Annotated in this window: 10 protein-coding genes and 1 pseudogene; 8 read left to right on the plus strand and 3 right to left on the minus strand. The window is 74.0% G+C overall.

What is annotated here, in order from left to right; translation table 11 throughout:
- Nucleotides 1-129 precede the first annotated feature (129 nt).
- Nucleotides 130-1,218 (plus strand): YihY/virulence factor BrkB family protein, encoded by a 1,089-nt coding sequence (locus ACFO3J_RS10225; RefSeq protein ID WP_386428268.1) that lies wholly within the window; start codon nt 130-132, stop codon nt 1,216-1,218.
- A 50-nt stretch (nt 1,219-1,268) separates the two neighbouring features.
- Here the strand turns inward: ACFO3J_RS10225 and ACFO3J_RS10230 are convergent, their stop codons facing one another.
- Nucleotides 1,269-2,279 (minus strand): DUF6745 domain-containing protein, encoded by a 1,011-nt coding sequence (locus ACFO3J_RS10230; RefSeq protein ID WP_386428317.1) that lies wholly within the window; start codon nt 2,277-2,279, stop codon nt 1,269-1,271.
- A gap of 140 nt (nt 2,280-2,419) precedes the next feature.
- Entirely contained in the window at nt 2,420-2,746 is a 327-nt protein-coding gene (locus ACFO3J_RS10235; RefSeq protein ID WP_386428270.1) for a hypothetical protein, read from the minus strand.
- 245 nt (nt 2,747-2,991) lie between these two features.
- Between ACFO3J_RS10235 and ACFO3J_RS10240 the strand changes: the two genes are divergently transcribed.
- The 6 genes from ACFO3J_RS10240 (at nt 2,992) to ACFO3J_RS10265 (ending at nt 8,713) form a co-directional block, all read left to right on the plus strand.
- Complete coding sequence (locus ACFO3J_RS10240; protein ID WP_386428272.1) at nt 2,992-3,954, plus strand: STM4015 family protein; 963 nt, start codon at nt 2,992-2,994, stop codon at nt 3,952-3,954.
- 121 nt (nt 3,955-4,075) lie between these two features.
- A complete protein-coding gene (locus ACFO3J_RS10245; RefSeq protein ID WP_386428274.1) occupies nt 4,076-5,227 on the plus strand; it encodes an STM4014 family protein in 1,152 nt (383 codons plus the stop codon).
- Nucleotides 5,228-5,300: 73 nt separating this feature from the next.
- Nucleotides 5,301-6,116, plus strand: coding sequence for an STM4013/SEN3800 family hydrolase (locus ACFO3J_RS10250; protein WP_386428318.1), 816 nt, complete (start codon nt 5,301-5,303; stop codon nt 6,114-6,116).
- A complete protein-coding gene (locus tag ACFO3J_RS10255) occupies nt 6,113-7,492 on the plus strand; it encodes an STM4012 family radical SAM protein (protein ID WP_386428275.1) in 1,380 nt (459 codons plus the stop codon). The genes ACFO3J_RS10250 and ACFO3J_RS10255 overlap by 4 nt, the downstream gene beginning before the upstream one ends.
- A 6-nt stretch (nt 7,493-7,498) precedes the next feature.
- On the plus strand, nt 7,499-8,404 hold the full coding sequence (locus ACFO3J_RS10260) for an STM4011 family radical SAM protein (RefSeq protein ID WP_386428277.1): 906 nt from the start codon (nt 7,499-7,501) through the stop codon (nt 8,402-8,404).
- Between the two features lie 12 nt (nt 8,405-8,416).
- The gene (locus ACFO3J_RS10265) at nt 8,417-8,713 is read left to right on the plus strand and encodes a hypothetical protein (RefSeq protein WP_386428278.1); all 297 of its coding nucleotides are present in this window, start codon (nt 8,417-8,419) and stop codon (nt 8,711-8,713) included.
- 37 nt (nt 8,714-8,750) lie between these two features.
- Here ACFO3J_RS10265 and ACFO3J_RS10270 read toward each other — a convergent pair whose 3' ends face one another.
- On the minus strand, nt 8,751-9,911 hold the full coding sequence (locus ACFO3J_RS10270) for a nitric oxide synthase oxygenase (RefSeq protein ID WP_386428279.1): 1,161 nt from the start codon (nt 9,909-9,911) through the stop codon (nt 8,751-8,753).
- Between the two features lie 277 nt (nt 9,912-10,188).
- Between ACFO3J_RS10270 and ACFO3J_RS10275 the strand changes: the two are divergent.
- Nucleotides 10,189-10,724 (plus strand): annotated as a pseudogene (locus ACFO3J_RS10275) (glycogen debranching enzyme); the annotation flags it as partial.

A 10,724-nucleotide genomic window follows, 5' to 3' on the forward strand; every position in this document is an offset into this window, starting at 1 on the left:
CGGGGCCGGGGACACCGCGCGATCATCACCCGCTCACCCCGGACGGGTCTGACCGGCCCGTCCGGGGGAAGGACTCCGGCGAGGAGCCGGCCTCCGGACGACGTCCGGGGCGGCCCACGCGGAGAGGCGGTGGTGGCCTTGCGGGCGGTCCAGCGGTTCGACGCCTATCAGCAGCGTCACGGATGGGTGGGCGTACCGATCGCGGTCGTCTACAAGTTCGTGGAGGACCAGGGCGGCTACCTCGCCGCGCTCATCGCCTACTACGGATTCCTGTCGGTCTTCCCGCTGCTCCTGCTGCTGGTCTCGGTGCTCGGCTTCGTGCTGCACAACGACCCGCACCTGCAACAGCAGGTGGTCGACTCGGCGCTGCACCAGTTCCCGGTGATCGGCGACCAGATCGGCGAGAACATCCGCTCCTTCCACGGCAACCCGCTGGCCGTGGCCGCGGGCGCGGCCGGCGGCCTGTACGGGGCGCTCGGCGTGGCCCAGGCCGCCCAGAACGCCCTGTCGAAGATCTGGGCGGTGCCCCGGCACGCCCGGCCCGACCCGCTGCGGGCGCGGCTGCGGAGCCTGCTGGTGCTGGGCGGCTTCGGCATCGGACTGCTCGCCACCACCGGCCTGACCGTGCTGGCCTCCGACGAGCGGTTCCTCGGCGCGCACCTCGGCGTGGCGGTGCGCGCCGCGGCCAGCGTCGCCGCCGTCGCGGTCAACATCGGCCTGCTGCTGTTCGCCTACCGCTTCTTCACCGACCGCAGCGTGCGACTGCGCCACCTGGCCGGTGCGGCGGCCGGCGCGGCGGTGCTCTGGCAGGGCGTCCAGTGGGGCGGCACCTACTACGTACGGCACCAACTGCGCGGCGCCACCGCGACCTACGGACTGTTCGGCATCGTCCTCGGCCTCATCACCTGGATCTACCTGGGCGCCCTGATCTTCGTCCTGGCCGCGGAGACCACCTCGGTCCGCGTGCACCGGCTGTGGCCGCGCAGCCTGCCCACCCTCTTCACCGACAAGGTCGAGCTCAGCCAGGCCGACCAGCGGGCGTACACCTCCTACGCCATGACCGAGACCTTCAAGGGCTTCGAGCGGGTCCGGGTCTCCTTCGACCCGCCGCCCCCGCGCAAGGGCGACGGCCCGGCGGACCGCGGCGTCCAGGAAGCCGGCGACGCTCCCGGCGGAGCCGAGGTGGCGGCCGGCCACCCGCCGGCGCCGCCCGACTGACGCGAGCGGCCTGCCCCGATCCGCCCCGGAGCCCCCTTGCCGCGCTGTCCTCAGGTCTGCCGCAGCGGCTCGTACGCCTCGGCGGACACGCCGAACGTCCAGGCCACCCCCTCCTTCGCGGTCCGAGTCCCGGGCGGCACCCGCAGCCAGTACGTACGGCTGGTGCCGTCCGGCTCCGGGGTGGAGTTGACCACCTCCACCATCACCACGTCCTCGTCACCGGTCAGGGATATCCGCCACAGCACACCGGTCTCGTCCTTGTGCACCGGCACCGCGCCGGACTCGTCCAGATAGCGGTCGTAGCCGTAGTGCTCCAGCATCACCCGGCGCAGCTCCGCGTTGTCCTCGGCGCGGATCCGCTCGGGCGTCAGGAACGCCAGCTCCCGCAGGAACGCGGCCGGGACCGGCATCCCGCGCCAGGCGTGGAGCGCGAACCCGTCGGGAAAGGCCAGCGCCGGGCCGTCCGACCGGTCGAGCCGGCCTGCCTCGTCCCGGTGCAGCTCCACCGGCCGCTCGCAGACCACCGCCGCCCGCTCGAACGGCCACCACCAGCCGGCCGACGCGGCCACGGCGGCCAGACCGTCCAGCGGGCCGCCGGCCCCGGTGTCGAACGCGCACAACCACGCCGCGTCCTGCTGCCCCAGCACCGCGTCCAGCAGCGCCAGCCCGGCGGCGGACCGCCGTTCGGAGTCGGCGGCGAACTCCTCGACGACCCCGGCGCGTATCCGGCCCACCAGTGCTTGCGTGGTGTCCCACAGCCGGGCCCCGGTGGCGTTCCACCGCTCGGTCCAGCCCGCCGGGCCGAGCAGCGTGTGCAGCCGCTCCCGCTCGGCCGCCCACGGGCGGTTGCGCACCGCGTCGCGGACCGAGCGGCCCCGGCTCGCGGCCGGCTCCGCCGTGAGCATCCGCACCGCCTCCAGCGGTGAGGCCGCCCACCGGACGGTCTCCGGCTCCGGCAGTCCGGCCAGCCGGTAGGCCAGCCGCACCCCGGCCTCGGCCGCGCTCCGGTCGGCCGCCCCGGTCGCGGCGGCCGCCACGCGCCACCGCTCCACCACGGCCACGCTGTTCCCCTCGTCGTACACGATCTTCCCTCCCGCGAGGGACGGCCAGGGCCGTCCCGATCGTCACCTTCTCCACCCGCCACCGGCGCAGCAGCACCGCACCGCCCGCTTTCGCGCCGTCATGTCCGGCGGCCCAGTGGTCAGTCGGCGACCAGGCGCACCGAACCGGGCACGTACTCGCGCTGCCGCACCACCCGGTACCACCCCTTGGGCAGCGATATCGCGGCGTGCTCCTCGTGCACCACCCGGCCGCCGTCCGGCAGATGCAGCAGCGTCGGACCGAGCGGGCCGGCCTCACGCAGCAGACTGCCCGGTCCGACCACCGCGTGCGCGTGCCCGGTCACTTCGCCGAGCGCCAGCACCAGCCGGCCCCGCGCGTCCCGCGGCTCCCGCGGCACGTCCGCGATGCGCGGGTCCAGCTCCGACTCCTCGGTCGGCACGATCAGCACGTCCCCCTGCCGGTACACGGCTCTCCCTCCCCGCGGCGCCCAGCGCGCCGCCGTCGACAACGACCGTAGAACGAGGGTCTGACAATGCCTCAGGACCGGCTCAGGACCGGCTCGGCGCCGCTCATCCACAGCCCGGGACCGGCGTTGTCGGTGATCCTTGGTAGAACTTGCTCACACATCGGCCACGGCCGACCGACCCACACACGCGGACCGGGTACACAGCGGACCCGCGCGGCACTTCGAGGCGTCAGGAGCAGGCGGACATGACCATCGGGCATCATCTGCGGGAGCTGGACGGGCTGCCGGCCTTCGACTTCGTCTCCTCCGAGGCCGGGCGGACGGAGCTGCCGGAGGCCGACGCCGTCGCCTGGCGGATCGCGGGCTCGTCGTACGGTGACGACGTGGTCTGGGAGGAGGCCTTCGCCCGCTTCACCGAGGCCGTCGACATCACCCGGGTCCGCGCCCTGATCGTCGGCGCCTGGTCCGACCCGTTCGAGGGAGGCCCGGACGAGGTGGCCGCCGCGCTGCTCGCCGCGCGGGACCGGCTGCCCGCCTTGCGCGCGCTCTTCATAGGCGACATGGTCATGGAGGAGTGCGAGATCTCCTGGATCACGCAGGGCGACGTCAGCGAGTTCCTCAACGCCTTCCCGCTGCTGGAGACCTTCGGCGTGCGCGGCGGCACCGGCCTGGTCTTCCCCGCGATCCGCCACGAGAAGCTGCGCTCCCTCACCGTCGAGACCGGCGGCCTGCCGAAGCGGGCCGTCCAGGGCGTGGCGGCCGGCGATTTCCCCGCGCTGGAGCACCTCGACCTGTGGCTCGGCACCTCCGAGTACGGCGGCGACAGCGACATCGCCGACCTGGCGCCCTTCCTCGCCGGCACCCGGCTGCCCGCGCTGCGGTCACTGGCCCTGCGCAACAGCCAGCTGCAGGACGAGATAGCCGCCGCCCTCGCCGCCGCCCCGGTCGTCGCCCGGCTGGAGACCCTCGACCTGTCCATGGGCGTGCTCTCCGACAACGGGGCCACCGCGCTGCTCGGCGGACAGCCCCTCACCCACCTCAAGAAACTCGACCTGCACTACAACTACCTCAGCGACGCCCTCAGGGAGCGGCTCCGGGAAGCGCTGGAGCCCGCCGGTGTCCTGCTCGACGTCGACGCGGACGACGCGGACGAGGGCCACCTGGACCACGACGGCACCGTCTGGCGGTTCGTCGCCGTCGGTGAGTAGGCGACGGCCGGGGGCCGGCCCGCTCAGCGGCCGGCCGGCCCGACACACCAGCGGCCCGGCACCCGCGCCGCGCCGCGCCGGCGACCCGCCACCAGGCGGAACACACACTGAAGGGGGAGACATGGCCCACCGCACGCCGTACGCCGAGGACCACCCGGCCCCCAGGCTGGCCGTCGTCGGCAACCCGGAGAACCGCCGGGTGCGATTCCACACGGCGGCCGCCGCCGAGGCCGGGCTGCCCGCGCCCCGCGTGGTGCCCTGGCTGACGGTGCTGCGCGACGGCGGCGCGGCCTTCGACGCCGACGAGACCGTACGGCTCGACTCACCGGGTGAGAACGCCGACGTCGACCGGCTGCTGCGCGACGCAGACGACCCCACCCGAGTCGAGGGCAGCGCCCTTTGGTACGCCCGCTTCACCGCCGCCGTGCGCACCCTGCGCGGCGGCGTACGCCTCGACGACCCCGACGAGCTGGCCGTCCTCTTCGACAAGCGGCACTGCCACCGGGTCCTGGCCGAAGCGAGGGTGGCCGTGCCGGACTCCCCGACCTCCGGCGCCGTGGTGCCGGTGCGCGACTGGGCCGAGCTGAGGGACCTGCTGCGCCGGCACCGCATGCCGCGCGCCTTCGTCAAGCCCGCCCACGGCTCGTCCGCCTCCGGCGTGCTCGCCCTGGAGACCTCCGGCCGCGGCCGGGTGCAGGCCACCACCTCCGTCGAGAGCGAGGACGGCCGCCTGCACAACTCGCTGCGCGTCCGGCGCTACACCGGCGAAGCGGAGATCGCCGCCATCGTCGACGCCCTGGCACCCGACGGACTGCACATCGAACGCTGGCTGCCCAAGGCGTCGCTGGGCGGACGGACCGCGGATCTGCGGGTCGTCGTCATCGCCGGGCGCGCCACCCACGCCGTGGTCCGCACCAGCCGGTCGCCGCTGACCAATCTCCACCTCGGCGGAGCCCGCGGCGACCTCGCCGCCGCCGTCGAGGCCGCCGGACCCCAGTGGACCGAGGCCCTGCGGATGTGCGAACGCGCCGCCGCCTGCTTTCCCGGCACCCTGTGCGTCGGCGTCGACCTGCTGCCCGCGATCGGCTGGCAGCGCTTCGCGGTCGGCGAGGTCAACGCCTTCGGCGACCTGCTGCCCCGCCTCACCGGCCTGCCCGGCAGCGGCGCCGAGGGCATGGACACCTACCGGACGCAACTGGCCGCCCTGTATCCCCGCGTGTCGTACGACCCGCTCCCGCCCCACCCCGCGAGGACCCGCCGTGCAGCCGTCTGACGCGTCCCGCTCCGCCGCCGGGCCGCCGCCGGCCGGTCGCACCGGCAGCGGCCGAGCCCCGTCGGCGCCCGACATGAACGAGGTCGTCGGCCGCGACGACCTGCTGCTGCTCGTCCTCGACACGCTGCGGTACGACGTCGCGGCCGAACTCGCCGCCGCCGGCCGCCTCCCCAACCTCGCCCGCCATCTGCCCGGCGGGGCCTGGGAGGAGCGGCACGCCCCCGGGAGCTTCACCTATGCCTCCCACCAGGCGATGTTCGCCGGATTCCTGCCCACCCCGGCCGCTCCCGGACCGCACCCGCGGCTGTTCGCCGCCCGGTTCGCCGGCAGCGAGACCACCGAGGCCGGCACCTTCGTCTTCGACACGCCCGACCTGGTGTCCGGCCTCGCCGCGGCGGGCTACCACACCGTCTGCGTCGGCGGCGTCGGCTTCTTCAACAAGCGCGGCGCCCTCGGCGGCGTGCTGCCCGGCCTCTTCCAGGAGAGCCACTGGGAGCCGGAGTTCGGAGTCGCCTCGGCCACCTCCTTCGAGGCGCAGGTGGCCCGCGCCGAGCGGTCCGTCGCCGAACTCCCCGAGGAGCGGCGGTTGTTCCTCTTCCTCAATGTCTCCGCGCTGCACCAGCCCAACTGGTTCCACCTGCCCGGCGCCACCCCGGAAGCCGGCGACACCCGCGCCACCCACCGGGCCGCCCTCGAATACGTGGACCGGCACATCGGACGGCTCCTCGACGCGATGCGCTCCCGCCGCCGCTGCTTCGCGATCGTCTGCTCCGACCACGGCACCGCCTACGGGGAGGACGGCTACACAGGCCACCGCCTCGGCCACGAAACCGTCTGGACCGTCCCCTACGCCCACTTCTTCCTGGAGCCCCTGGAGCCGTCCCGATGACCGCCCGCACCGTTCCGGCCGCCGCCGGCCCCGCCGCTGTCCCCACCCCTGCCTCGCCCGTCCGCCCCTACGAGTCCTACGTCTACGCCTACCCCCACAAGACCTCCTACCGCCCGCTGCCCGGCCGCCCGGCCCTGCGCGACCTGTGGCGCGCCGAACCCAAGGACGCGCTCTCCCTCTACCTCCACATACCGTTCTGCGAGGTCCGCTGCGGCTTCTGCAACCTCTTCACCCGGATCGGCGCCCCCGGCGAACTCGCCACCCGCTATCTCGACGCGCTCGAACGGCAGGCCACCGCAGTCCGCGACGCGCTCGGCGAGGACACCCCCGTCCGGTTCGCCACGGCGGCCTTCGGCGGCGGCACCCCGACCTTCCTCGACCCGGGAGAGCTCGACCGGCTCTGCGACATCGCCGAGCAGCGCATGGGCGCCGACCTGCACTCCATCGCCCTGTCCGTCGAGACCTCGCCCGCCACGGCCACCGCCGACCGGCTGGCCGTCCTCGCCGGGCGCGGCGCCACCCGGCTCAGTCTCGGCGTGCAGAGCTTCGTGGACGACGAAGCCCGGGCGGCGGTGCGCCCGCAGCGCCGCGCCGACGTCGAGGCCGCCCTGGCCCGCATCCGCGACACCGCCGTGCCGGTGCTGAACATCGACCTCATCTACGGCATCGACGGCCAGACCCCCGCCAGCTGGCGCACCTCGCTGGACGCGGCCCTGGCCTGGCGACCGGAGGAGCTCTACCTCTACCCGCTGTACGTCCGCCCGCTCACCGGCCTGGCCCGCCGCGCCGCCGGCCCGGACCCGGCCTGGGACGCACAGCGGCTGCGGCTGTACCGGCAGGGCCGCGACCACCTCCTGGACAGCGGCTACGAACAGGTGTCGATGCGTATGTTCCGCCGGCCCGGCGCGCCCGCCCAGGGTCCCGACGACCACGCCTGCCAGACCGACGGCATGATCGGCCTCGGCTGCGGCGCCCGCTCCTACACCTCGGCCCTGCACTACTCCTTCGACTACGCCGTCGACATGCACCGCATCCGTACGATCATCGACGACTACACGGCCACGCGGGACTTCACCGTCGCCCGGCACGGCCGGCCCGTCGACACCGACGAGGCACGCCGCCGCCACCTGCTCCAGTCGCTGCTCCAGGCCGCCGGGCTCCCGGTGGCCGACTACCGGCACCGCTTCGGCACCGACCCGCACACCGACTTCCCCGCCGAACTGGCCGGCTTCGCCGAACGCGGCTGGCTCGACCCCCACGCGCCGCCGGGCCTGCTGCGCCTGTCACCCGAAGGCCTCGCCCACTCCGACGCCGTCGGCCCGGCCCTCTTCTCGCCGCCGGTACGGGCCGCCATGGCCGCGTACGAGACGAGGTGACCCCCGGTGGACCTCACGCTGCTCTACCGCGGACCGCTCGCCTCCTGCGACTACGACTGTCCGTACTGCCCCTTCGCCAAGCGCCGCGACACCCCCGGCCAGCTCCGCGCCGACCGCGCCGCCCTCGACCGCTTCTCCGGCTGGGCGGCGCGCCAGCAGGACGACCGGCTGTCGGTGCTGTTCACTCCCTGGGGCGAGGGACTGGTCCGCTCCTGGTACCGCCGGGCGATCGTGGAGCTGTCCCACCAGCCGCACATCGACCGGGTCGCCATCCAGACCAATCTCAGCTGCCGCACCGACTGGCTCGCCGCCGCCGACCCGGACACCGTCGCGCTGTGGTGCACCTACCACCCCGGCCAGACACCGTACGACCGCTTCCTGGCCAAGACCCGCGAACTCACCAGTCTCGGCGTCCGCTTCAGTGTCGGCGTGGTCGGCCTGCCCGAGCACCTCGACGACGCCCGCCGGCTGCGCGCCGACCTCCCCGCCCACGTCTACCTCTGGGTGAACGCCGCCGAGGGCCACACCTACACCGACACCGAGGCCGCCCCCTGGCAGGCACTCGACCCGCTCTTCGCCTACAGCAGGCACCCGCACCCCTCGGCGGGCCTGCCCTGCCGCACCGGCGCGTCCGTGCTCTCGGTGGACGGCGACGGCACCGTACGCCGCTGCCACTTCGTGCGCACCGAACTCGGCAACCTCTACGACGGCTCCTACCGCGCGTCGCTGGCGCCCCGGCCCTGCCCGCTCGCGGTGTGCGACTGCCACATCGGCTATGTCCACCTGGAATCGCTGCCGCTGTACGACGTGTTCGCCGGTGGCGTACTCGAGCGGATACCGGCCGGTCTCCCGGCCCCGGCCGGCGTGCCGGGTGACGATGGGGGAAGAAGCACCGTCGGACAGCGGATCTGACGGACGCCGCGGATGACGAACGAGGGGCGCACCATGACCATCGCCGACGAGACCCCGCCCCTGGCGGACGAGCTGCGGGACCGGGCCGGATCATTCGTGAACAACCATGTGGACCTGTGGGTCGCGGTGGAGGACGACGGCGTGCTGGCCCTGGCCGGGAACGATCCGGCCGCCGTCTTCCAGGCCGCCGCCGACTGGCTGCGCGACGGCCCCGACCACCTGGTGACGGCCGCCGGCTGGGACTTCCGGACCGCCGAGCCGGCCTGCACCCTGCGGCTGACCCTGCGCCGCCCCGGCCCCACCGGCTAGTACCCCCCGGTGCGATCGCCCGCCCCGTCGGGCACGGTCAGCCGGCCGCCCCGCCCTGCCGGACGAACGCCGGGGAGCGCTCCGTCGTGTCGTAGGTGCGATGGAAGACCGGGGTCGCCGCGCCCGACATCGGCGGCACGATCCACGACCAGTCGGCGGAGACCCCCCGGCCCTTGCGCTCCTCCCGGGCCAGGTGCTGCAGGAACCGCCGGGACTCGCTGTGGTGGTCGGTGATGGTCACCCCGGCCCGGTCGAAGGAGTGCAGCACCGCCCGGTTGAGTTCCACCAGCGCCCGGTCCCGCCACAGCGACCGCTCGGTGCCGGTGTCCAGGCCCAGACTGTCCGCCACCCTCGGCAGCAGGTCGTACCGGTCGGTGTCGGCCAGGTTGCGCGCCCCGATCTCGGTGCCCATGTACCAGCCGTTGAAGGGCGCCGCCGGATAGCGGATCCCGCCGATCTCCAGGCACATGTCGGAGACCGCGGGCACCGCGTGCCAGCGCAGCCCCCACCGCTTGCTCCACACCCGGTCCGGATGGTCGATCGGCACCTCCAGCACGGCGTCCGGCGGCAGCGGGAACACGCGCGGCCCGCCGCCGTCCTCGACGATCAGCGGCAGCACGTCGAACGGCGTGCGCCGGCCGGCCGTCCATCCCAGCCGCAGGGCCAGATCGGTGAGCACGGCGTTGCGCGGATCGCCGATTACCCCGCCGCCGGGGTCACGGTGGCCGGCGTAGCGGACCAGCTGGTCGCTGCGGATCAGCGGGCCGGGCCGCTCGGGTGTGTCCGGCGCGAACACCGAGATGAGCGGACGGACCCGGCCGCCGTTGGTGGCGATCCGCAGATGGTTGGCGCACTCCTCGGCGATCCCGGCCGCGTCGCGGACGTGCCGCAGATCCCGGACCTGGAGCGAGCGCCAGTACAGCCGGCCGATGCAGCGGTTGCTGTTGCGCCAGGCGACCCGGGCGCCGAAGGCCAGCTCCTGCGCGGTGTGCCGGTAGGTGCCGGTCGCGGCCACCTGGGCCTCCACCATGCCGAGCCTGCGGACGACGGAGCCCGCCGACGGCTCCTCCTGGTGGAAGAGCCGCAGGAACTCCTCGGCCCGGCGCCACACCCCGGCCCGCTCCCCGCGGTCCTCGGCCGGGGGCCTGCCCGGCTCCGGCCCGGCGCCGGCCGGCCTGCTGCGAAGTCTGCGTATCACGCGAGCCCTTTCCACGGCGCTGCGACGGGGACCGACGATGCCCCCGAACGGCCCCCGGCAGTGCGCACTGCCCGCAACCGCCCGGACCTGGTCCACCTCGGCCCGCCTTCGACCACCGGCCGCCGCGCGGTGGACCGGAATCGATCATCTGGCGGACATCGGTGATCGCTCGTCCTGACACATGGCACAGTCACCGTCATGTTGTCGGCCCCACGGGGCAGACGAGCGGATACGTCCGCCGGGAGTGCCTGGCCGGAAGGTGCTGAGGGGGCAGAGGATGCAGAAGTGGAACGGCCGTCCCTTTCCATTGGGGGCCACCTACGACGGCGCGGGAACGAATTTCGCGCTGTTCTCGGAGGTGGCCGAAAGGGTCGAACTCGCGCTGATCGACGAGGCCGGCCGCGAACAGCGGGTGGCGCTCACCGAGGTCGACGGATTCATCTGGCACGCGTATCTGCCGGGGGTGGGTCCGGGGCAGCGGTACGGCTTCCGGGTGCACGGTCCGTACGATCCGGCGCGGGGGCACCGGTGCAATCCGGCGAAGCTGCTGCTGGACCCGTACGCCAAGGCCGTCGACGGCCAGGCCGACGGCCACGAGTCGCTTTTCGGCTACCCGTTCGATGATCCGAACGGTGTCAACACCGACGACAGCCTCGGCCACACCATGCTCTCGGTCGTGGTCAACCCCGCCTTCGACTGGGGCGACGACCGGTCACCCGGCCACTCGTATCACGACTCCGTGATCTACGAGGCGCATGTGCGGGGGTTGACGCGGCGTCATCCGGGGGTGCCGGAGGGGTTGCGGGGGACGTA

The organism is Streptomyces polygonati (assembly GCF_042650325.1).
In the GTDB taxonomy this organism is placed as follows: domain Bacteria; phylum Actinomycetota; class Actinomycetes; order Streptomycetales; family Streptomycetaceae; genus Actinacidiphila; species Actinacidiphila polygonati.